Raw genomic sequence first — 23,124 nt, 5'->3', positions numbered from 1 at the left:
ACTTTCCCAGCATCTCCACGGACGGACAACTGCTCTATGAGATTTCTAACAGCCGCTCAAAGAGGCATTGATGAGGACCAGCACAGCATTTCTCACCTTGAACATTGAATAGTGGGAAGCGTCATGAAGCAGAAGATCATTTTTTTCTCATCTGCCATGCTTCTTGGGGCAGCTGGAGCCGGGTTAGCGCAGAGCGGCGATCCCTTCGTGCGCGAGGCTCCGGCACAGGCCGTGCCCATGCTGCAGGGCGTGGCGGGCACTGCTCCGGCCCCCATCAACCTGACTGGCGTTCAGAACGCCACCTTCGGCTCGCCCCGCTCCAGCCAGAACGGCGGCGTGACGCGCGTCGTCTTTGATCTGCCAAACGGCGTCAGCTACACCCTGACGCCCACCTTCAGTGGCTTGCGGCTGGACGTGCAGGGCGCGCGGGTGCTGCCAACGGTGTCCGGCAGGCTGGGCGACAGTGTCAGCGAGTACCGTGCCGGGGGCGGCCAGGCCACGCTGATCACGCCCTACCCGCTGTCCCTGACCGGTGGCTGGCAGGCCATGGAAGCCACCATCGGCAACGGTGGCCGGGTGTTGATCCTGGACTTCGGCTCAACCGTGAACGGCGGGGCCAGCCCGGAACTGGGTAAACTGGTTCGCACGGTGGCGCAGAGCACCGCACCGTCAGCCGTGGTGCCTGCCGCTCCTGCTGCCACAGCTGCCCCCACCCCGCCGGCTCCGCTGGCGACCGGTCCGGCGCACACCACGCTGCCTCCGGGCGACACGGTGACCCCAGCACCGGGGGGAGCGCTGCCGCCCGCGCCCGCGCTGCCCGGTGCCAACTCGGAAATGCCCAGTGCCCTGAGTGGTCAGGTGCCGGGCACAGCCAGAGGTGCGCTGTTGACCCCGCCGCGTATCGGCAAAAATCCGGGGCAGACGCGGGTGGTGCTGGACCTGCCACCAGGCACCGCGTACCGGATCGTGCCGGGCGGTATCGGGCTGCGGGTGGAACTCACGGGCGTCAGCGTGACGCCGCAGGTGGCGCAGAACATCAGCCCCGAACTGCGCTCATGGCGGGCCGAGGCGACGCCGGGCGGGGCGGTCTTCACGCTGCTGACCGGCGCGCCCACCACACCCCGCAGCGGCTGGCGCGCCCAGTTGCTGCCCCCCGCCAGCGGGGACCTGTCGCGCCTGGCGATTGACCTGTCGCCCGCGCTGGCCGATCTGACCCCGCTGACCCCGCAGGAAAAACTGCTGGCCGCCGTACCTCCCATTCCGGCGGCGCGTGGCATGGCCATCCTGGCCCTGAGTGCCACCTCCGTGCGCCCTCGGGTGGTCATCGATCCGGGCCACGGTGGCCGGGACCCCGGCGCGGTGGGGGCAGTGATCGAGAAAGAGGTGGTGTTGGACGTGGCCCTGCGTGTGACGGCCCTGCTGCGCGCTGCTGGGGTAGACGTGGTCCTGACCCGTGATCGGGACGGCGAGCTGAATCCCGACAAGAACACCGATCTGACCATGCGCGCCAGGATGGGCACACCGGGCACGCAGCTGTTCGTCAGCATCCACGTGAATGCCATGGAGGCCCGGAGCGCCCTGCGCGGCTACGGGGTCGAGACGTGGTGGAATCCCAACCATCCGCTGTCCAGCACGCTGGCGGCGCTGCTCCAGACCAACGTGGTGAACGAGACCGGAGCGTACTCGCAAGGCCTCAAGAACAGTCAGTCGCTGGCGGTGCTGCGCAACAGCCGGATCCCCGCCGCGTTGATTGAGATCGGCTACACCAGTCACCCGGTCGATGGCCAGAACCTGCAGGACACCAACTACCGTGACCGCGTGGCGCTGGGCATCGCGCAGGGCATTCGCGAGGCGCTGGTCACGGGCATCGTGGACGGCGGCGCAATCGGCGGCGCGGGCAAATAGGTGTCGCAGCAACCCGAGAATGGAAGAGCAGTAAACGAGGGCTCCGGGCACATGGCCGGGGTTCCAGGCGATTTTCGGGCGCGGGTTATGGCGCTGGTGGCGCGCATTCCACCGGGCCGGGTCATGACCTACGGCCAGCTGGCACTGCTGGCCGGAAGCCCCGGCGCGGCGCGACAGGCGGGCCACGTCATGAATGGCCTGATGGGCGGCCAGGATGACGCCGGGGCCGATCTGCCGTGGCAACGCGTTATCAATGCTCAGGGCCGCGTCAGCACCCACAAGCTGGGCTTCGGCAGCCTTCAGGAGCGGCTATTAAGCGCCGAGGGCGTGGCCTTTGACGCTTCCGGGCGCTGTGATCTGGCCGCGCGGCAGTGGTGGCCCGAGGAAGACCGCGACGCCCCCCCAGAAGCGCTGTTCTAGTCGAGAAGGCGGGGCTGTTCAATGGTGGCTGTGGACCGGAAGGGCTGGCGTATTCCTCTCCGACTTTCCTGGGCTGGCCGCCCTTGAAGCTTGAGCCTCAAGACCTGCTTAAAGGCCGCCTAAAACAGGAAAGGGCGGCACGTCCCGACGCTCCCAGCGTATGCTGGGGGTCATGAACAGAACGCACCCCAAGCTTCGCCGTGACCCCTGGGTTGAGGGCAGTCTGGCTTCCTGGATGGCGGGCGTGACCCTGGGCGTGGTCCTGGGCGTCACCCTGCTGATCGTGACCCCACGGCTGATGGCCGGCCCTGGTGAGACGGCCAAGGCGCCCACTGCCGCCGAGCAGACCACCACGACGACCCCTGGCGGCTCAGCTACCGCTGAATCGGGCAACGCAGAAATGGGCAATGCTGAGACGAGTAATGCCGAATCGGGTAGTGCCGGATCAAGCAGTGCGGAGTCCGGCAGTACGGCGGGCGGGACCGCAGACCAGTCGGACATGTCCGCCACGACAGAGACCAACGCCCAGCCAAACACGGCCAGCACGGCAGAGACCGCCGAGACCAACGCCCCTACCACCGAAACGCCCGCCGACAACCAGAGCAGCAGCAGCGAGCTGCCCGCTTCGCAGTCCCCCGCTGTGGCCCAGAACACCACGGGCGGTCCGGACCAGCAGGACACCGACGCCACGGCGGAGTCGGTGGCTGCTGGTGGCAAGGCCGACGCGGCGCCCACCCCCAACGCTGCGGAGGGTGATGCCGAGGCTGGCAGTACGATCTTTGCCAGCAACTGCGCAGGCTGCCACAACGCGAACGGCAGCGGCGGTATCGGCCCCAGCCTGCTCACCGAACAGGGCCCCAAGGGGTGGACGCTGGCGCAGTTCACCACTGTGCTGCGCGAGGGGAAGGTGCCCGAGGGCCGCGAACTGAGCGCCGTGATGCCCCGCTTCAGTGACGCTCAGCTCAGCGACAAGCAGGTGGCTGACCTTCTGGCACACATCAAGACCCTGAACTGACCGCCGCCGTTCCAAAGTCGCCGCCCCATTTACGTGGGCGGCGATTTCACTGGTCTGGAGGCGCTCTGTTCAAGCCCTCCAGACATCCGCCGAGGTCAGATCCGGAGAGCGCGCACAATCCGGGCATGCCCAGCGAATCCAACTCCAGCCGCGCCCAGTTCAACGCCCACGCCGGCAAGTACGCTGCCAGTGAGGTCCACCGACATGGCCCCAGCCTGCCCGTGCTGCTGGAGTACGCTGCGCCGATGCGCGAGGACCGCGCGCTGGACGTGGCAACGGGAACGGGCAATACCGCACACGCGCTGGCCCCCTTTGTCGGCGAAGTCGTGGGCCTCGATCTGGCTGACCTGATGCTGGACCACGCCCGGCAACGCGCTCGGGAAGACGGGCAGACCAATGCCCGTTTCGTGGTGGGCAGCGCCGAGAACCTTCCCTTTCCCGACGCTGCCTTCACGCTGGTCACGTCGCGCCACGCGCCGCATCATTTCCTGCACCTGGACCGCTTTCTGGCCGAGGCTCACCGCGTGCTGGAAGGGGGTGGGCGCCTCGTCATCGCCGATCAGATCAGCCCCACGTCCGCCGCGCAAGTCTGGATGGACGAGTATCAGACCCTGCGCGATCCCAGTCACCACGCCCAGCGCACCGTGGAGGCGTGGCAGGACCTGACGGCAGCGGCAGGATTCGTGTGGACGCGGCACACCCTGGTGCCGTACCGTCTGGAGTTCACGTGGTGGACGGCGCAGTCTGGCTGCACGCCCACCACGGTGGAACGCCTGCGCGCCCATGCCGACCGCCTGAGCGCCGCCGAGCGGCAGGCTGCTGGACTGGAATACGACGCCGGGGGCCGGTTGATCGCCCACCACGAGCAGATGATGGTGGTGCGGCTGGACCGCCCCTGAGCCTGCCGTGCAGACAGGGGCTGGCTGTTTCCCGTTAACCCAATGGAATAGGGCTCGTCTGCCAGCTTCCCGCCTGCACACGGTTTTCTCCACTCCATCCGGATGACACCGTTTTTGCCCACGGTTCATTTTTGATCCGCTGACAAGCCCAGTTCAGCCCGTCGCGCCCGCGTCAGGCCCGCCGTCACCAGGGCATAGCTTCCCTCGAGCAGATCGCTGAGCAGGGGGTCAGGCACGCTGCCGTCCAGCGTCACCGGAATCCAGTGGCGCTTGTTCAGGTGGTAGCCAGAAGCAATGGCATCGTGGGCAGCGCGCAACTCATCGCCATGCGGCGGACGCACCTTGAGTGACAGCGTGAGCGGATCGGCGGTGATGTCCGTCAGGGCGTAGACCTTCCCGCCCACTTTAAAGACAAGCGTCTCCTGGTCTCCTGGCCGAAGGGAAAGGTCTCCTCCGAGCGGGGCAGCCGCGCGCAGGTCTCCCGCAGTTCGGCCACGGTTCGCATCTGGTCCGGCTCCCGTCGTTCAGCGTTCGGCGGCTGGGCCTACGCCCTCTTCCGCTTCCAGCGCGAGGTTTGCTTCCGTCATGGAGGCGTCGCCGCCCAGCAGGCCCGTGACTTCCCCGGCGGTCATGCCGTCGCCTGTGGGGGCGGGGACCTCGGGCAGCGTGCGCTGTGGCAGGCCTTCGGGCGGATGGGGGGTGGGCTGGGCGCCTTGCTCGTTGCTGGAATCGTTTCTGGTCATGCCCCAGCATGGCCTTTCCATTTCAGGGGAAGTTGAGAGGGGGCTCAAGGCACAGCAGGGCAAAGAGAAGCGCGCGGCCCTCCAGGAGGCCGCACGCTTCGGCTACATCCGCCCTATTTGGGCATCATCTTGTAAAGCTCGATTCCCCGCGCGGTGCGGGCCTTGAAGCCCTTCCAGGAGGTGTCGTCGGCCTTGGGGGTGCCGTCGGCGTTGCGGCTGACCTTGATGTCGTTGGACCTGGGGGTGGGGACGTTCAGGTAGGCCGCGTCCTCGGTCTTGCCCTTGAGCTTCCAGTCCAGGAAGGCGGTGACGAAATGCTGGTTGAGGTTGTTCAGGCGGCCCATGTCCCAGGCCGGCTCGGCGTAGTGCATGTAGTCGTCGAAGCTGCCCAGTGACGTGGCGGGCGGCGGGTTGGGGGCGCTGTTGTGCGAGGCGTTCTCGTAGACCAGCAGGTAGCGCTCGGCGTTCACGGCGTTCTCGAACAGCGGCTTGACCCCGCCCTCGTAGTAGGCCACGTCGTCACGGTCCCCCACCACGAACAGCGTGGGCACCTTGAGCCCGGCCAGCCCGGCCTCGTCCCAGAAGCCGTACTTGCCGCCAAAGTTGACGCCGATACCCCGCACGGCGGCGTCCCCGCCCCACGGCGCGAAGGCCACCACCGCCTTGATGCGCGGGTCCACCTTGAAGTTCCCCGTTTGCCGCGCCTTGAGCGCCCCGCCCGGCACCAGCGGCAGCATCTCCGGTCCGTAGCCCGCTCCCGCCGCATTCAGCGCACCGTAGCCGCCCATGCTGTAGCCGACCAGCGCGGTATTGTCGGCATTGATCAGCCCGCTGAGGGGCGAGCCGCTGCCCGCCGCGCCCAGCCGGGCCATCTCGGACAGCACGAAATTGTCGTCCAGGGCGCGGTTGAGCAGCGTGCTGGCAAAAGCAGCCTTGTCGCCGTGGGTGCTGTCGGTGTGGTCAATCGAGGCCACCACGTAGCCCTTGCTCGCCAGGTTCTCGGTCAGGTAGGTCATCAGGAAGCGGCTGCCCGGATAGCCGTGAGACACGATCACCAGCGGGTACGGAGCCTTCTCGGCCACGGGCGGCGCGTCACGGGTGGCGCGGCCTGGGATGGTGAACGGCGTGTTGGGCCGCTTGGGGTCCCCCGGCCCACTGCCCAGCACATCGGTGTAGCTGGTGGTGCCACTGCCGCTGTCGCCCTGGGCCGGATACCACACCTCCACCGTCAGCGGGCGGTTATAGCGCGGAATGTCGCCTTCCTTGGGAGCGTTCACGATGTCAAGCTGGCCGGGATTGGTCAGCGTCAAGGTCCGCACGCCCACGGTGTAGGGGCCGCGTGCACTCAACTCCGGTGCGTCGGGGCGGGTGTCGCCGGGAACCGACTGGGACGAGGCAGAGGCCGCGAGCTGGGCCTGGGCGACGGGCATGAGCAGGGCCAGCGAAAGGAACAGGACGGATCTTTTCATGACGGGAACCTCCGGAATGCGTGCAGCGGCACTTGCCGCCAGGGGACGGTGCGGTTGGATTGTCGATTGCGCGTTCCAGGGTAACTCTAAAGTGGGGCCGGGGTGTAGGACTGCGCCGGGACACGGCTATAACTCTGGGGTCTCTGTATCACCTCCCAGTCATGCTGGCCGATTTATCCCCAACGACAGACCCCTGAAGCAGTTTGCGGCTGACCCCGCCGAAGCTCCTCAATCCGCGGCCCGGCTCACGGCCGACAGGTCTCCGCGGTACCCCAGGGCCTGGGACAACTGGTGCGCGGCGTCAACCACCAGAGAAATGAACTCACGGCGCTTGCCGGTGTCCAGCCGCATCACGGGGCCAGCGACGCTCAGCGCGGCAATCACGGTTCCCTGATGGTTGAAGACCGGCGCAGCGACTGAGAACGTGTCCTCCTCGAGGTCAGACACGGCGAGATGGTAGCCATCGGCCCGGATCCGGCGGAGAATGTCTTGCAGTTCGTCGGCGTTGCTGACGGTGGTGCCGGTGAATTGATCCAGATTGGAATGCAGGACCTCCTGGACCACCTCTTCCGGGGCGTAAGCCAGCAGGACTTTGGGGGTGCCGCCCGCGTGGAGCGGCCCGATACGCCCCACCTGGGCATACATCCGGATGGGCTGGGGCGAGATGCGGACGTCCACCACCAGCGAGTGCAACCCCTCGCGCACGACCAGATGGACGTTCTCCATGGTCAGGGCCGCCAGCTCATCCAGAACGGGCGTGGCCGCCCGCGACAGGGACCACTGCTGCTCGGCGCGTTTGCCCAGAAGGTAAGCGCTGCGTCCCAGGACGCTGGCGTGGTCCGCGTCCAGGGTGACGTAGCCGAGACTTTCAAGGGTGCGGATGATGCGAAAGACCTTGCTCTTGGTCAACCCGGTCAACTCGGCCAGTTGCCTTGCCTTGAGCCCAGGATGCTCGCCCACAGCTTCCAGCACCTGGAGCGCAGATTCAAGAGCAGTAATGCCGTATTCCGGCTCAGCGGTTTGGAAGCTTTCACTTGACTTTTTCATGCGCTTCCCAGACAATAACCGCCTAGTCGCATCACTTGGTGAATCGTTAGTTCATACAGTGAACTGTATGGGGGGATTATGATCAGCTCCGCAGAGCAGACCATCCTGGACGCCGTGAACCTCGATACCCCGTGGGAACTGATCGAACGGTTCACCACCCTCAAGCGAGAAGATCCCGAAGACGTCAGGCAGGCGGCCTCGCTGATTGCCGAACGCCTGACCCAACACGGCGTGCCCGTGGAGATTCACCACCCCGAACTGTTCCTGAGCATTCCACGGTCGGCCAGCGTGACCATGGGCGGCGTGACGCTGTTTGCCAAAGCGATGGCGATGAGCGCCATCTTCCCGCAGGGGCTGAGTGCGCCGCTGGTGTATCAACCCAGCGGTTACGCCCTGGACGCCGACGAACTGTTCTCGCGCCAGGCGCCGGCCGACGAGCTGGATGTGCGCGGCAAGATCGTGGTCAGCGAGGGCTTCGGGATGCCGGGCAAGGTCAGCGATCTGGAACGGCGCGGCGCACTTGCGGTCATCGCCATCAATCCTGGCAAGCGCGCTCACTGGGGGGTCTGCACCACCATCTGGGGGAGCCCGGACCTGTATGACCTGCCGCGCAAGCCGGGTGTGGCGGTGGTCAACGTGAACGCCGAGGATGGGCAACGCCTGATCGAGTGGGCGCGCTCCGGCGGCGAGGTGACCTTGACGACCGACCTGAACGAGGGCTGGTTCGAGTCCCCGGTGCCCGTCGTGACCATCCCCGGCACAGAAGAGCCGGAAAAGTTCGTGCTGCTCCACGGCCACTACGATTCCTGGGATTACGGCATCGGCGACAATGCGGTGGGCGACGCCACGCTGCTGGAAATTGCCCGGGTGCTCTGGGCGCACCGTGACGGGTTGCGGCGCAGCGTCAAGATCGCCTGGTGGCCGGGGCATTCCACCGGACGCTATGCGGGCAGCACGTGGTACGCGGACGCCTTTGGGCTGGACCTGAACGAGAACTGCATCGCGCAGATCAACTGTGATTCGCCCGGCTGCCGCTGGGCCACCGAGTACCAGGACGTGAGCCTGATGCCCGAAACCGAGCGCTTCGCCGCCGAACTGATCCGCGACGTGACCGGCAAGGAGCTGCGCGCTGAGCGGCCCCATCAGGCCGGAGACTACTCGTTCAACAACATCGGTCTCAGCGGCTATTTCATGCTGCTGTCCACCATGCCCGACGACCTGCGCGCCGAGAAGGACTACTACGCGGTGGGGGGCTGCGGGGGCAACATCGCCTGGCACACGGAAGATGACCTGCTGGAGATCGCGGACCGCGACATCCTGCTCAAGGACATCCGCATCTATCTGCTGGCCGCCATGCGCACGGCCAACAGCACGGTGATTCCTTTCGATTTCACGCTGACGCTGGACGACTTCCGCGCCACCGTCGAGCGCTACCAGGCGGCGGCTGGCGACCACTTCAGATTCGAGCCGCTGCGCGCGGAAATCGCCCGCCTGCGTTCTGCCGTGGGGCAGCTTGGTGCGCAGGCCGCCAGCCTGAAGGACCAGCCGCTCACTTCCGCCGAGGTGCGGGCCATCAACGAGGCCCAGATGTGCCTGGCCCGCCAGCTGGTGCGGGTGAACTTCACGCGCGAGGCCGCCTTCTTTCACGATCCCGCCGAGTCCATCCCCCCGCTGCCGGATCTGGTCGTGGCCGAGGACCTGCCCCACGCCGCCCCTGAGCGCGTCGGCTTTTACCGCACCCACCTGATGCGCGGTCAGAACCGCGTGATGGCTGCCCTGCGCGAGGCGCGCATCTCGGTGGAACGCGCACTGGCCTTGCCCGTCCCGAGCTGAAACACGAGTCTCTCCATCAGCCCACGTCCAGCCGAAAGCAAGTTCCTCCTCGCCCTTCACTGGTACCGAAAGGAGAACCCCATGCCCAAGCGTCTGTTCAGCGTCGGCCTTCTTACCCTCGGGCTTACCTTCGTCCCCGGCACAGCCCAGGCGCAAAGCGGCACCCTGAAGCTGCCGCTGATCAATGACCCGATCATGAACCCGGTGATCGCGCCGGATCTGGGATCGGTCCTGATCAACAAGGTCATTTTTCCAGGGCTGGTGCGGCCCAACGAGGATCTGCTGCCCGAACCCGACCTGGCCAAATCGTGGACCATCACCAACGGCGGTCTGGTCTACACCTTCACCCTGCGCAACGACGTGAAGTGGCACGACGGCAAGCCGTTCACCGCCGCCGACGTGGTGTTCACCTTCAAGGCGGCCACCGATCCCAAGTCGGGTTCGCGGCTGGTGTCCGATTTCTCCTCGATCAAGGACGTCGTGGCGGTCAATCCCACAACGGTCAGATTCACCCTCTCGCGCCCCTTCGCGCCGTTCCTGACACTGCTGGGCCACAACGCGGGCATCCTGCCCAAGCACCTGCTGGACGGCAAGCCCCTGAACGACGCCACCGCCTTCAACCGTTCGACCCCCATCGGCACCGGACCGTTCAAGGTGACGCGGGTGGTGCCGGGCGCCAGCATCACACTGGAGGCCAACAAGGACTACTACGGCACCAAACCCAAGTTGAGCGGCATGGTCTTCAAGGTGGTGCCCGACATCAACGCGCAGGTGGCTCAGCTCCGTTCCGGCGAACTCGACTGGGTCAACGTGGAGCCGAACAATCTGGCCGGCCTGCAGAACGATCCCAACATCACGCTGAAGCAGGCCAACGCGGTGCAGCACTTCCTGGTGTTCTTCAACCAGAAAAACCCGCTGTTCGCCCCCGCCAAGGTGCGCGAGGCCATGCAGTACGCGGTCAACCGCAAGGCCATCATCGACGGCGTGCTCAAGGGCTACGCCGACTACCCCACCGGCACGCTGCCCACCGCACTGAAGAAGTACTACGACAAATCCATCAAGCCCATCCAGTTCGATCCTGCCCGCGCCAGGGCGCTGCTGGCCCAGGCTGGCTGGAAGGCGAACGCCAAGGGGCAACTGGTCAATGCCAAGGGTGAACCGTTCAAGTTCACCCTGATCGTGGACCGCGGCAATCCCAGCCGCGAGCAGGCGGCGCTGGCGGTGCAGCAGGACCTGAAAAAGATCGGTATGGACGTGACCCTGCAGCCGCTGGAATTTGCCACGCTGGTGCGCGATTACCTGCTGCCGGGCAAGTACGACGCCAACCTGATCTGGTGGACCACGCCGCCTGACCCGGATCAGTATTCCTACTACGCCACCGGGCAGGACAACAACAGCGCCTTCTTCTCCAATCCCAAGGCCGACGAGCTGCTCAAGCGGGGGCGCGAGACGGCGGACGTGGCGCAGCGCCAGAAGATCTACAACGAGTTCCAGCGGCTGGAGATGACCAATCCGCCCGTGCTGGTGCTGTACTACCCCAAAGAACTGCAGGCCATTCGCAAGAACCTGAGCGGCTTGCCGGACCTGGGCATTCGCGACGCGCTGCGCCACAGCGAGGAGTTCCAGCTGAAGTAGATCCGGGGACCGAACTCAGGCGGTGGCGGCGAGGCACTTCGTTGAAGGAGGAGAGATGACGCTTTCATACCTGCTCAGGCGGGTGTTCCATGCCCTGATCGTGCTGGTCATGGTCGGCATCATCACTTTCTTCGTGGTCCGTCTGGCGCCCGGCGGGCCGTCACTGCTGGCCGATCCCAAGCTGTCTGTCGTGGAGCGTCAGGCCATCGAGGAGCGGCTGGGCCTCAGCGATCCACTCCCCGTTCAGTTCGCCAAATGGGCCGGCCAGACGGCGCGCGGCAATCTGGGGAGCAGCTTCCTGTACGGCGCGCCCACCGTCCAGATCATCATGACCCGGCTGCCCAACACCCTGATCCTGGCAGGGACCTCGCTGCTCCTCACGCTGGCTGTGGCCCTGCCGCTGGGGCTGGCCAGCGGCCTGCGCCCCGGCAGCGCTTTTGACCGGATCACCAGCACCGTCAGCCTGGTCTTCGTGGCGGTGCCGGTGTTCTGGTTCGGCTTGCTGCTGATCATCCTGTTCGCCGTCACCTGGCGCGTTCTGCCCGCTGGCGGCATGAACACCGCCGGACAGGAAGGCAACCTGCCCGATCTGCTGCGGCACCTGATTCTGCCTGCCGTGGTGCTGTCGGCGGCCAGCATCGCCGAGATCCTGCGCTACACCCGCTCCAGCACCCGCACGGTCAGCACGCAGGACTACGTGCGGACCGCCCGCGCCAAGGGCGTGGGGCAGTGGGCGCTGCGGTATCGCCACATTCTGCGCAACGCCGCCATCCCGATTCTGACGGCGGTGGGCCTGCAACTGCCGCGCCTGATCGGGGGCGCAGCCATCACCGAGACCATCTTCGGCTGGCCGGGCATGGGCCGCCTGAGCGTGGAGGCCGCGCTGGGCCGCGACTACCCGCTGATCATGGGCATCACGCTGTTTGTGGCGCTGGCGGTGGTGACCTTCAATCTGCTGATCGACCTGCTGTACCCCTGGCTCGACCCGCGCGTACGGGCGGAGGCTTAATGGTGCAGCAGACCCTGGCCCTGTCGCCCGCCCAACGCAGCGCCCAGAAACTGCGGCGTAACCCCAGTGCGGTGTGGTCCCTGGCCGTGCTGCTGCTGATCGTGGCCTTCGCGCTGCTCGGGCCGCTGATCTACCGGGTCTCGCCGGAAGCCATCGACTTTTCCCAGCAGTTCGCCGGGCCGAGCTGGCAGCATCCCCTGGGAACGGATGAAAATGGCCGCGACGTCCTGATCCGCCTGATGCTGGGCGGCCGCGTGTCGCTGGCGGTGGGCTTTTTCGCGGTGGCCGTCTCGCTGGTCTTCGGCGTGCTGATCGGGGGGCTCTCGGGCTTCTTCCGGGGCGCGACGGACGCCGTCCTGATGCGCCTGACCGACGGCATGCTGGCGATTCCAGGCTTTTTCATCAGCCTGCTGGCCCTGACCTTCTTCGGTGCGGGGCTGACCCAGCTGGTGTTGGTCATCGGGCTGACCTCCTGGATGGGCCTGGCGCGCCTGGTACGCGGCGAGGTGCTGCGTGAGCGCGAGGAACTGAGCGTGGAGGCCGCCCGCGCGCTGGGAGCCTCCGAGCTGCGGGTGCTGTGGCGGCATGTGCTGCCACAGGTGTACCCGACCATGATCGTCAACGCCACCATCGGCATCTCGTTTGCCATCCTGACCGAATCGGCCCTGTCCTTCCTGGGGGTGGGCATCCAGCCGCCCAATGCCAGCTGGGGAAACATGCTGACCGGCGCACAGAACTACATGTACTCGTCCCCGTGGCTGGCGGTATATCCCGGCGCACTGATCCTGATCACGGTCGTCGCCTTCAATCTGCTGGGGGACGGTCTGCGCGACGCCAGCGATCCCCAGGGACGCTGAAGCCCACGCTTGAACCCCACCACAAGCCCAACAAGGAGGAAGATGAACGTCAACGCCATTCACGCCGACCTGCAGCAGCATTTCGATCAGGATCTGGAGGACATCCGCAGCTTCCTGCGGCAGCCCAGCATCAGCTACACCGGGGAGGGCATCGCCGAGACCGCGCAGGCGGTGGCCGACCTGATTGCCGGGCTGGGCGGTGAGGCCGAGGTGGTGGAGACGCCGGGCCATCCCATCGTGTACGGCGAACTGTGGCAGGACGCACCCAAAACCCTGCTGATCTACGGCATGTACGACGTGATGCCCACCGATGAGGACGGCTGGATGGCCGAACCGTTCGGGGCCGAGATCCATGACCTGCCGGGCCTGGGGCCGAGCGTCATCTGTCGGGGCGCAGTCAATACCAAGGGGCCACTGGCCGCCTTCTTCACGGCCATGCGGTCCATCATGCGCGTTGAGGGAAAACTGCCCGTCAATCTGCTGTTCGCCGTCGAGGGCGAGGAGGAGATGGGCAGCCGCTCGTTTCCCGCCTTCGCCGAGCGGTATGCGGAAAAGCTCAAGCGCGCCGACGCCGTACTCTTTCCCTTCTTCGAGCAGGACGAGGCCGGGATGCCCAGCCTGGTGCTGGGGACCAAGGGCATGCTGTACGTCGAGCTGATCTGCACGGGCGGGGACTGGGGCGGCCCCAGCGAGCGCGGCATTCACGGCAGCTACAACGCCTGGGTTAGAAGTCCGGTGTGGCGGCTGACGCGTGCGCTGGCCAGCTTCGTGGACGACGACGAGAACATTCTGGTGGACGGCTTCTTCGATGATGTCCGCCCCCTTTCCGAGCGCGAGGCGGCGCTGCTTGACGAACAGATCGACGCGGGCCGCTTCGATGCCGGAGTGTTCCGCGAGGCCTACGCCGTGCGGCGGCTCAAGGACAGTGACGATCGCCAAGCCTGGCACCGCCTGTTCTCGCAGCCGCAACTCAACATCGACGGCCTGTTCGCGGGGTACACCGGGCCGGAGACCAAAACCGTGTTGCCCCACCAGGCGACGGCCAAGGTGGACGTGCGGATGGTCCCCGATATGGACCCCGACACGGTCCTGGCCGGGCTGCGCGCCCATCTGGACAAAGGAGGCTTCTCCGATATTGAGATCAAGGTCTACAACAAGTACCCGTGGTCGAAGCTCAGCCTGGACGAACCCGCCGTTCAGGCCATGATCCGCACCTACCAGGGCCTACGCGGCGAGCTGGAACTGTGGCCGATCAACCCCGGTAGCGCGCCGTATTACGTGTTCGAGCGGCAGCTGGGCCTACCGTACGTCACGGGCGGGCTGGGCCACGGCTCGCGGCAGCATTCCAGCAACGAGTACTGCACGGTGGCGGGCATTCTGGACTTCGAACGTTCGATGGTCACCTTCCTGGACGAATTCACGCGGGGGCCACAGGCCCCACAAGGAGACGCACATGAATAAGACGAACATGCGCAGATGGCTGCTGGCAGGCTTGTTGATGGCAGGTGGCGCGTCCGCGGAAACCATCGTGTTCGGCCTGAGCGGCGAACCCATCAGCCTGGACCCCAGCGTGACCGCCGATGGGAACACCGCCTACGTGACCACCCAGATCTATAACAGCCTGATCAGCTTCAAGCCGGGCACCGTGGAACTGCAACCGGACCTGGCGCTGCGCTGGACGGTCAGCAACGACAGCCTGACCTGGACCTTCTACCTGCGCCAGAACGTCAAGTTTCATGACGGTACGCCACTGAATGCCGAAGCTGTGCGCTTCAACTTCCTGCGCTGGTGGGACCCCAGCAATGAGTTTGGTGCGAAGAAACCGTTCCTGGGCTGGAAGAACAATCTGGGCGGCTTCAAGGGTGAGCCTGGTTCGATCGTCAAGGACGTCAAGGTGCGTAACCAGTACGCCATCGACATCATTCTGGACAAGCCGTATCCGGCCCTGGGTTCGGTGCTGGCCGATTCCGGGCTGTTCGGCATCGCCTCTCCAACAGCCATCAAGAAAAACCCAGGACAGTACGGCACGCCAGCGGGTCTGGCCGTCGGGACTGGCCCTTTCATACTGAAGAAGTGGACCAGCGGCGTCAACGTCGAGCTGACCCGCAACCCCAGCTACTTCCGCTCGGGGCTGCCGAAGTCCGATGGGCTGCTGTTCCGCTTCGTCAAGGATCCCAGCGGGCGTCTCAACGAGCTGTTGACCGGCGGGGTGGATATCGCCGCCGAACTGCTGCCCGATCAGCTCAAGGCAATCCAGAGCAACGCCAAGTTGAACGCGGTGCTGCGCCCGGCGCTGAACCTGGGGTATCTAGGCCTCAACACCGACTACAAGCCGCTGGCCGACGTGCGGGTGCGCACCGCGATTGCCAGTGCCCTGAACAAGAAGGCCATCGTGGACAGCTTCTGGAACGGTCTGGGCACCACCGACGGCCACCTGTTGCCGCCGCCGCTGGCCAAGAACTACGCCAAGAGCGTGACTGACTATAAATTTGACCCGGCGGCGGCCAAGAAGATGCTGGCCGATGCGGGTTATCCCAACGGCTTCACGCTGGACCTGTGGTACATGCCGGTGTCACGTCCGTACTACCCCACGCCCAAACCGATTGCTGAGGCGATGGCGGCTGACCTGAGCGCCATCGGGATCAAGGTCAACCTCAAGACCGAGGACTGGGCCAAGTATCTGGAAGACCGCCAGAACGGCAAGTTCCAGGCCTTCATGCTGGGCTTCGTCTATGTGACCGATCCGGACAGCGCCTACACCTACCTGATTGCCCCCGGTGCCACCACTGACATCAACTGGAACAGCCCGGAGGCCAACGCCGCGCTGGAAAGCGCGCGCAAGCTGCCCAACCCGGCCCAGCGCCTGCCCTTCTACCAGAAGGTGGACGAGATCTTATTCAATGCCGCCGTGCGGATTCCCATCGTCCATTCGCGCCTGCTGGTGGCCAGCGGCGCCGGGGTCAAAGGCTGGATTCCCAGCCCCACCGGCTCCGAGAAGCTCGACACCGTCGAGAAGTAGGTCAGAGCGCCAGCCCTTTTCGTTCTCGCCCTCAAAGCCAGGAGCTAGCATGACCGATCTCAAGGACGCCCAGACTGCGCCGGCCCCCATGCAACAGAAGAACTACAGCGGCTACACCTCCTTTTCCTACCTGGAGGCGGGCAAGGATTATCCGAACTGGCCGCTGTCAGCGGAACTCAACCGTGTGCCCAGCCGCGCCCCCGAGGTCACCGATGAGCAGGAGGCGCGGGTGCGGCGGCTGTTTCAGGAACAGTTGATGATCTCGCTGCACGACCACTGCTTTGTGGCCCCGCAAGACCTCTCCCGGTTTCTGGAGTTTCGGCGCTGGGGCCGGGATTTCACCGGCTACCAGGGCCTGAGCGTTTCCGGCCTGGACGCCGTGTTCGACAATCTGATGAACGGCACGGCCATGATCACCTCGCGCGGCGGCTGGAAGTGGGATGACGTGATCTTCGATCTGGGCATGCGTCTGTCCGACATCGCGCATCAGGAGATGGTGGTCCACTGCAAGACCACAGAAGACATCGTGAACGCCAAGAAGAATGGCCAGATCGCCTTTATCGTCTCGCTGGAAGGAGCGGCGATGATCGAGAACGAGCTGGACCGCCTCGACATCCTGTACGGGCTGGGCGTGCGCTGCATGGGCATCGCCTACAGCGAGGGCAACGCGCTGGGGGCCGGGCTCAAGGAGCCGCGCGACGGCGGCCTGACCGTGTTCGGGCGGCAGGCGGTGAGGCGGATGAACCAGCTGGGCATCGCCATCGACGTCAGCCACAGCGGCGATCAGACCGCCCTGGACACCATTGAGGTCAGCGAGAAGCCCATTTTCATCACGCACGCCGGGGCACGCGCCCTGTGGAATTCCAACCGCCTCAAGCCCGACGACGTGATCCGCGCCTGCGCCGACAAGGGCGGCGTGATTGGCATCGAGGCCGCGCCGCACACCACCCTGACCGAAAAGCACCCGCGCCATAGCCTCGAATCATTCATGGAGCACTTCGAGTACTGCGTGAATCTGGTGGGCATCGATCACGTCGCCTTTGGGCCGGACGTGCTTTTCGGAGATCACGTGGGCCTGCATAACGCCCTGACTGAGGCGCTGTCCATCGGAGCCTCGCGCGGGCACCTGGAATACGAGAAAGTCGAGTACGTGGACGGCATCGAAAACCCCGCCGAGGCGTTTCCCAACATCGTGCGCTGGCTGGTCAAGCACGAGTACAGCGACGCCGACATCGCCAAGGCGGTGGGCGGCAACGTGATGCGGGTGCTGAAAGAGGCGTGGTACCGGTGAGCAAAAGCATCGAGGTCAACGGCGTCAAATTGATCTATGACGACTCCGGGGCGGGCCAGAACCACAAGGCCACCATCGTCACCCTCCACGGTGGGCCGGGCATGAGCAGCCGCGCCGGGGACTGGGCGGCTTTTGGGCCGCTGACCGACGAGTACCGCCTGATTTCCTACGATCAACGTGGCAACGGCGAATCGGAGGGCGCCGAGCCGTATTCCCACGCGCAGTTCGTGGCCGATCTGGAGGCGCTGCGCCAGAAGCTGGACCTGGGCCGGATCGTGGTGCTGGGCGGCAGTTACGGCGGCTTCCTGGCCCTGGAATATGCGCTGGCCCACCCGCAGAACTTGCAGGCTGTGATCCTGCGCGATACGGCGGCCAGCAACCGTTTCCAGGACACCAGCAAGCGGCGGGCGATGGACAGCGGGTTCCCGATGGACGAGGCGTCACTGGACCGGATGTTTTCCGGCCAGATGCGCGACAACGACGATTTCCGCGCCAGCTTCGCGCAGATTCAGCCGCTGTACACCGTGGAGCGAGACCCTGCGGCCGAAGCCGAGCGTCTGGCGAAAATCCCCTTTCGGTATCAGACGCACAACTGGGCCTTCTCGCGCAACCAGCCGAACTACGACATCGTGGCCCGCCTCCCGGAGATCACGGTGCCGGTGCTCGTCACAGTGGGCCGCCACGACTGGATCACGCCGCTGGAAGCCAGCGAGGAACTGGCCGCTCACCTTCCGAACAGCGAACTCGTGATCTTCAAGCACAGCGGGCATTCGCCTCAACTGGAGGAGCAGTCGCTGTACCTCGAGATCGTGCGCGGGTTTCTGACCCGTCACCTGTCGGCGGTGGGGGCGTGACCGCGTCGCCCGGCCCGATCAGCCGCGAGGAGCGCGCGGCGCGGGCGAAGGCGGCCTTCGATCATCTGGACACGCCGCAGGACGCTCTGGTCCTGTTCGACGATCAGTTCATCTTCTATTACAGCGGCTTCGCCTTCTTTCCCACCGAGCGGCCGGTCGCCCTGATCATCACGCGGGACGGCGAGCGCATCCTGTTCGTTCCCCGCCTGGAGCGCGAGCACGCCCAGCAGATGGGCGAGGCCGAGCGCGTGGCCGACTATCCGGAGTTTCCCGGCCACCGTCACCCGCTGCTGCAACTGACGGACCTGCTGGGCGAACTGGGGCTGAGCCCAGCTTCCATCGGCGTGGACCATGACGGTTACCCGCCTGTTATGGGGTACGACGGCCCGGAGCTGAGCGAGGCGCTGCCCGGAGCAAAGGTTCGGCGGGTGTCCCGCGCCCTGGACCATCAGATGGCGCTGAAATCGCCCACCGAGGTGGAGCTCATCAGGGAGAGCGCGCGGTGGGGCGCGCATGCCCATCAGCTGCTCCAGGACTACACCCGCGTCGGCGAGAACGAGACGGAAGTGGAGGCCCGCGCCACCAAGGAGGCCACCGCCGCCATGATCGCCGCGCTGGGTGAGACCTACCGCGGCCAGAACCGCTGGATGAGCGGCGCGGTGGCGCTGTACCGGGGGCAGATCGGCGTTCACAGCGCCCTGCCCCACGCCATGACCACCGGGGCGACGTTCCAGCACGGCGATACCCTCGTCACCGGGGCCGGGGCCGCCGTCTGGGGTTACCTCAGCGAGCTGGAGCGGACCATGTTTCTCGGCGAGGCCAGTGGGGAGCAGCAACGTTTCTTTGGGCACATGCTCAAGCTGCAGGACATCGCGTTTGAGGCACTGGGGCCGGGCCGGACCTGCGCCCAGGTGGACGAGGCCGTGCGGGCGTACTACGAGCGCGAGGGACTGTGGGACCACTGGCGGCACCACGTCGGCCACAGCCTGGGCCAGCGCATTCACGAGAGTCCTTTCCTGGACATTGGCGATTCACGTCCCCTCGAACCGGGCATGGTCCTGAGCGTGGAGCCGGGACTGTACGTGCCGGGACTGGGCGGCTTCCGGCACTCCGACACCATTCTGATCACGGCGTCGGGCATGGAACTGCTGACCGACTATCCGCGCGATCTGGACAGCCTGACCTTGCCGGCCTGAGGACTGGTGGCCATCCCACTGAGACGCCATAGTGGAGGGGCACAAGCACACAGGAGGACGCATGGAACGGCTCACCCTGAGCGAGAGCGTCAACGTCGGAGAGTTCACGACCCTTCCCGCCCGCGTCGGCACGCTGAGTTTCCCTGCCGGAACGGTGCTGCCACCGGGCAGTCATGAGCAGGACGAGATCTCATTCATTCACAGTGGCGTGCTGCGCGCGGTCAGCGGGGGGCAGAGCTACACGCTTCGCGGCGGCGACGTGACCCTGATTCCGGCAGGGGAGATTCACGAGGCCGAGATTCTGGAGGACGTGACCCTCAGTTACGTGCTGCTGGAGAAGCCTTGACCGGAGGCTGGCTGGTCCGGCGCGTGCTGCTGGCGCTGCTGGCCGCGTTCGGAGTGGGCGTCCTAGTCTTCACCTTGCTGCGCCTGATCCCCGGTGACGTGGTCACGCAGTTGATTGGCCTGGAGGGCAACGTCAGCGCCGCGCAGCAGGCCGAGATGCGCCGCCTGTTTGGGCTCGATCAACCGATCTGGGCCCAGTTCCTGAGCTGGTTTGGGGCGCTGCTGCGCGGCGACTTCGGCATCAGCCTCCGCACAGACCGGCCCGTCTTCACCGATCTGCTGCTGCGGTTTCCGGTCACGCTGGAACTCTCTGCCCTCGCCCTGCTGTTCGCCCTGCTGGTGGGCCTGCCGCTGGGCATTCTGGCCGCACTCCGGCGGGGGAAGGCCGCCGACCTGATCTCCAGCTCCTTCGTCCTCGTCGGCCTGGCCGCGCCGGAGTTCTGGCTGGCGATCCTGCTGATCCTGCTGTTCAGCCTCAAGCTCGGCTGGTTTCCGCCCAACGGTTACGTCTCGCCCGGCGAGTCGCTGACCGGCAATCTCAGGAGCCTGTTTCTGCCCGCCCTGGCCCTGAGTTTCGGGCTGGCCGCCGCCACCACCCGGATCGTGCGGGCCAGCCTGCTGGACGTGCTGTCGCAGGACTACATTCGCACCGCGCGCGCCAAGGGACTAGGCAGTGGCTCGGTGGTGGTCCGCCACGCCCTGCGCAACGCCCTGATTCCGGTGGTCACAGTGATCGGCCTGCAGGTGGGCAACCTGCTGGGCGGGGCCGTGATCATCGAGCAACTGTTTGGTCTGCCCGGCATCGGGCGCTTCGCACTGGAGGGCATCAACCTGCGCGACTACCCGGTGGTGCAGGGCGCGGTGCTGTGGATCGCGGTGAGCTACGTGCTGGTCAACGTGGTGGTGGACGTGCTGTACGGCGTGATCGACAGCCGGGTGCGCTACTCGTGAGCGCCACCTCAGACCCCGCCATGGCCCTGCCGCGTTCACCGACACGCCGCGCCGCCACACTGTTTTTCCGCACGCCCAGCGGCGTGGTGGGGCTGGCCTTGGTTCTCTTGGTGGTGATCTGCGCCCTCTTTGCCGCCCAGATCTCGCCGTATGACCCGGTGCAGTACCTGCCCGCCGATCGCATGCAGGGGCCGTCGGCGCGGCACTGGCTGGGCACCGACCTGTACGGGCGCGATCTGCTGTCGCGGGTGATCTACGGCAGCCGCATCAGCCTGTCGGTGAGTGTCCTGAGCGTGGCCTTCGCGCTGATCGTCGGCGGGCTGCTGGGCGCGCTGGCGGGGTTCTACCTGAAATGGGTGGACACCCTGATCATGCGCCTGACCGACATTCTGCTGGCCTTCCCGGCCATTCTGCTGGCCATCGCCCTGCTGGCCTTCCTGGGCGGCGGCTTCTGGAACCTGACGCTGGCGATCGCGGTGGCCTTCACCGCCCCCTTTGCGCGGGTGGTGCGGGCTGCCGTGTTGCGCAGCCGCGAGGCCATGTTCGTGGAGGCCAGCACCGCGCTGGGCGCGTCCGACACCCGTCTGCTGTGGCGGCACGTGCTGCCCAATTCGCTGGGGCCGGTGATGGTGGAGGTCACGCTGCGGCTGGCCTACGCCATCCTCGGCGAGGCGGCCCTGAGTTTCCTGGGCCTGGGCACCCAGCCGCCCGCCCCCGCCTGGGGTCAGATGATCGCCGACGGGCGCCCATTTCTGGAAACCAATGCGTGGATCTCGGTGGCGCCGGGACTGGCCATCATGGTCACAGTGCTGGGCTTCAATCTTCTCGGTGACGCCCTGCGTGACGCCCTCGACCCCCGGCTGGGCCGTTAGAATCTGTTTACACTCCCCGCACGTCCCCCACAGGAGGACCCTATGTCCACGAACAAGCGCACCGTCCGTATGCTCGGTCTCAGCACGCTGCTCCTGCTCGCTGGCGCGGCCACCCCGGCCCAGGCCCAGACCGCCGGGGGGGTCCTGCGCGCGGGGATGCAGGCCGATCCCGTGGGCCTCGATCCGCACGTCACCCAGGCGACCTCCACGCGCAACCAGCTGGAGAACGTCTACGACACCCTGGTGGCCTTCGATCCCAGCGGCAAGATCGTGCCTTCGCTGGCCACCAAGTGGACCACCAGCAAGGACGGGCTGACCTGGACCTTCACCCTGCGCAGCGACGTGAAATTCCACAACGGACGCGCCTTCGAGGCCAGCGACGTGGTGTACTCGATCAACCGTATCAAAGCTCCGGCGACCAAGTCCCCTCGCAGCGGGGATTTCGAACTGGTCAAGAGCGTGGCCGCACCGAACAAGACCACCGCCGTCATCACGCTGAGCAAGCCCTTCTCGCCACTGCTGAGCAAACTGGCCTTCTCACTAAACGTGATCGTGCCCAAGGAAGCGGCGGCCACGCTGAACACCAAACCTGTCGGCACCGGCCCCTTCTCGTTCGTGGAGTATGTGCCGCAGACCCGCATGGTGCTCAAGAAGAACCCCAACTTCTGGGGCAAGGACGCCAAGGGGAACAGGCTGCCGTACCTCGACGGCATCACCTACTCGTACCTGCCGGACCCCACGGCGCGCGTGACTGCGCTGCGCACAGGCAATGTGGACTGGATCGAGTACGTGCCGTCCACCTCGATCCAGACCCTCAAGGCAGATCCCAACGTGAACGTCCTGGGTGGCCCGGCCGCCAACTACCGCGCGCTGTTCTTCAATGTGGCGCAAAAACCACTGGACAATCCCAAGGTGCGCCGCGCCATCGCCTACGCCCTCAACAACCAGGAAATCGTGGATGTGGCGCTGCTGGGCGTGGGCGGACTGCCCTCACCCGGCACGGTGTTCCCGGACGGCAACTACTACGCCGCGCCGGATGCCAGCTACGGCAAGCCCAATCTCGACAAGGCTCGCGCCCTGCTGAAGGAGGCGGGCTACCCGAACGGCTTCACCCTGGACCTCAAGGTGACCAGCACCTACGACTTCCTGCGCGTCCCCGCCGAGATCATTCAGGCCCAGCTCGCGCCGCTGGGCATCAAGGTCAACATCAACGCCCTGGAATGGAGCGTGTACCTGCCCGATATCCTGGCCAAGAAATACACCGCTACCATCCTGGGCGAGAGCGGTCAGGGCGACCCGGACGACTACCTGTACACGCCGTTCGCCTCCGATTCGGGCGGCAACCTGACCAATTTCAAGGACGCCACCATTGATAAATGGCTGGACCAGGGTCGGCAGGTGGCCGATCCGGCGGCCCGCAAGAAGCTGTATGTGGACGTGCAGAAGCGTCTGGTGGACCTTTCGCCGATGGTATTCCTGTACTCCAGCACCCAGTACGAGGCAGCGCGTAAGGCCGTCCAGGGCTACGCGCACTTTCCGAACACCAGTTACATCGGGTTGCGTACGGCCTGGCTCAAACGCTGAAGCCCGGTTAAGGGAGAGCGGTGACCCGTCCGCTGTGATTTCCTGAAATTCTTGAGGCAGGGACCGAAGACGTCGGCCTCTGCCTCTTTCGCTTAGGCCGCAGTTCAGGCTGTTCCCCGCATCCGCTTGCGTGACAGGATGACAGGTCCTGGAGTAACCCCTGCGCAAGGGGGCAGCGTT

21 protein-coding genes are annotated in these 23,124 nt (G+C 65.8%); 17 read left to right on the top strand and 4 right to left on the bottom strand.

The genetic code is table 11. The annotated features are described in order from the left end of the window. Positions 1–123: 123 nt before the first annotated feature. The 4 genes from HNQ08_RS03345 to HNQ08_RS03330 all read left to right on the top strand — a co-directional run bounded on the left by HNQ08_RS03345 (position 124) and on the right by HNQ08_RS03330 (position 4,239). Complete coding sequence (locus tag HNQ08_RS03345) at positions 124–1,905, top strand: N-acetylmuramoyl-L-alanine amidase (protein WP_184127649.1); 1,782 nt, start codon at positions 124–126, stop codon at positions 1,903–1,905. A gap of 51 nt (positions 1,906–1,956) precedes the next feature. Further along, on the top strand, positions 1,957–2,325 hold the full coding sequence (locus HNQ08_RS03340) for an MGMT family protein (protein ID WP_184127648.1): 369 nt from the start codon (positions 1,957–1,959) through the stop codon (positions 2,323–2,325). Positions 2,326–2,497: 172 nt separating this feature from the next. Next, positions 2,498–3,340, top strand: a complete 843-nt coding sequence (locus HNQ08_RS03335) for a c-type cytochrome (protein WP_184127647.1) — start codon at positions 2,498–2,500, stop codon at positions 3,338–3,340. A gap of 125 nt (positions 3,341–3,465) precedes the next feature. Next, a complete protein-coding gene (locus HNQ08_RS03330) occupies positions 3,466–4,239 on the top strand; it encodes a class I SAM-dependent methyltransferase (protein ID WP_184127646.1) in 774 nt (257 codons plus the stop codon). 125 nt (positions 4,240–4,364) lie between these two features. On the opposite strand, the gene HNQ08_RS03325 is transcribed toward HNQ08_RS03330, so the two are convergent. From HNQ08_RS03325 to HNQ08_RS03310, 4 genes are all read right to left on the bottom strand, one after another. Further along, positions 4,365–4,643 carry an MmcQ/YjbR family DNA-binding protein gene (locus HNQ08_RS03325; protein ID WP_342355675.1) on the bottom strand — a complete coding sequence of 93 codons (279 nt, stop codon included), beginning with the start codon at positions 4,641–4,643 and terminating at the stop codon, positions 4,365–4,367. A 120-nt stretch (positions 4,644–4,763) separates the two neighbouring features. Then, positions 4,764–4,982, bottom strand: a complete 219-nt coding sequence (locus HNQ08_RS03320) for a hypothetical protein (protein ID WP_184127645.1) — start codon at positions 4,980–4,982, stop codon at positions 4,764–4,766. A gap of 113 nt (positions 4,983–5,095) precedes the next feature. Then, positions 5,096–6,451, bottom strand: coding sequence for an alpha/beta hydrolase family protein (locus tag HNQ08_RS03315; RefSeq protein ID WP_184127644.1), 1,356 nt, complete (start codon positions 6,449–6,451; stop codon positions 5,096–5,098). A gap of 228 nt (positions 6,452–6,679) precedes the next feature. Further along, positions 6,680–7,498: an IclR family transcriptional regulator gene (locus HNQ08_RS03310; RefSeq protein WP_184127643.1), complete on the bottom strand. Its 819-nt coding sequence runs from the start codon at positions 7,496–7,498 to the stop codon at positions 6,680–6,682. 78 nt (positions 7,499–7,576) lie between these two features. Here HNQ08_RS03310 and HNQ08_RS03305 point away from each other — a divergent pair, with 78 nt between their 5' ends. From HNQ08_RS03305 to HNQ08_RS03245, 13 genes are all read left to right on the top strand, one after another. Continuing rightward, on the top strand, positions 7,577–9,331 hold the full coding sequence (locus HNQ08_RS03305; protein ID WP_184127642.1) for a M28 family peptidase: 1,755 nt from the start codon (positions 7,577–7,579) through the stop codon (positions 9,329–9,331). An 81-nt stretch (positions 9,332–9,412) separates the two neighbouring features. After that, the gene (locus HNQ08_RS03300; protein WP_184127641.1) at positions 9,413–10,966 is read left to right on the top strand and encodes an ABC transporter substrate-binding protein; all 1,554 of its coding nucleotides are present in this window, start codon (positions 9,413–9,415) and stop codon (positions 10,964–10,966) included. A gap of 55 nt (positions 10,967–11,021) precedes the next feature. After that, positions 11,022–11,975, top strand: coding sequence for an ABC transporter permease (locus HNQ08_RS03295; protein ID WP_184127640.1), 954 nt, complete (start codon positions 11,022–11,024; stop codon positions 11,973–11,975). Continuing rightward, on the top strand, positions 11,975–12,832 hold the full coding sequence (locus HNQ08_RS03290) for an ABC transporter permease (protein ID WP_184127639.1): 858 nt from the start codon (positions 11,975–11,977) through the stop codon (positions 12,830–12,832). Before HNQ08_RS03295 ends, HNQ08_RS03290 begins: the two co-directional genes overlap by 1 nt. A 42-nt stretch (positions 12,833–12,874) precedes the next feature. Further along, on the top strand, positions 12,875–14,293 hold the full coding sequence (locus HNQ08_RS03285) for a M20/M25/M40 family metallo-hydrolase (RefSeq protein ID WP_184127638.1): 1,419 nt from the start codon (positions 12,875–12,877) through the stop codon (positions 14,291–14,293). Continuing rightward, entirely contained in the window at positions 14,286–15,851 is a 1,566-nt protein-coding gene (locus tag HNQ08_RS03280) for an ABC transporter substrate-binding protein (RefSeq protein WP_342355674.1), read from the top strand. Before HNQ08_RS03285 ends, HNQ08_RS03280 begins: the two co-directional genes overlap by 8 nt. A gap of 49 nt (positions 15,852–15,900) precedes the next feature. Next, entirely contained in the window at positions 15,901–17,142 is a 1,242-nt protein-coding gene (locus HNQ08_RS03275; protein ID WP_184127637.1) for a dipeptidase, read from the top strand. Beyond that, positions 17,139–17,996: an alpha/beta fold hydrolase gene (locus HNQ08_RS03270; RefSeq protein ID WP_184127636.1), complete on the top strand. Its 858-nt coding sequence runs from the start codon at positions 17,139–17,141 to the stop codon at positions 17,994–17,996. Before HNQ08_RS03275 ends, HNQ08_RS03270 begins: the two co-directional genes overlap by 4 nt. Further along, on the top strand, positions 17,993–19,192 hold the full coding sequence (locus HNQ08_RS03265) for a M24 family metallopeptidase (RefSeq protein ID WP_184127635.1): 1,200 nt from the start codon (positions 17,993–17,995) through the stop codon (positions 19,190–19,192). Before HNQ08_RS03270 ends, HNQ08_RS03265 begins: the two co-directional genes overlap by 4 nt. 61 nt (positions 19,193–19,253) lie before the next feature. After that, entirely contained in the window at positions 19,254–19,538 is a 285-nt protein-coding gene (locus HNQ08_RS03260) for a cupin domain-containing protein (protein WP_184127634.1), read from the top strand. Continuing rightward, a complete protein-coding gene (locus HNQ08_RS03255) occupies positions 19,535–20,488 on the top strand; it encodes an ABC transporter permease (RefSeq protein ID WP_184127633.1) in 954 nt (317 codons plus the stop codon). Before HNQ08_RS03260 ends, HNQ08_RS03255 begins: the two co-directional genes overlap by 4 nt. After that, a complete protein-coding gene (locus HNQ08_RS03250; RefSeq protein ID WP_229789651.1) occupies positions 20,485–21,360 on the top strand; it encodes an ABC transporter permease in 876 nt (291 codons plus the stop codon). Before HNQ08_RS03255 ends, HNQ08_RS03250 begins: the two co-directional genes overlap by 4 nt. Before the next feature lie 42 nt (positions 21,361–21,402). Continuing rightward, complete coding sequence (locus tag HNQ08_RS03245) at positions 21,403–22,944, top strand: ABC transporter substrate-binding protein (RefSeq protein WP_221283947.1); 1,542 nt, start codon at positions 21,403–21,405, stop codon at positions 22,942–22,944. Positions 22,945–23,124: the final 180 nt, after the last annotated feature.

The organism is Deinococcus humi (genome assembly GCF_014201875.1).
Classification (GTDB): Bacteria; Deinococcota; Deinococci; order Deinococcales; family Deinococcaceae; genus Deinococcus; species Deinococcus humi.
The sequence above is the reverse complement of the archived record's forward strand: the minus strand, read 5'-3'. Positions and strand labels throughout refer to the sequence as shown.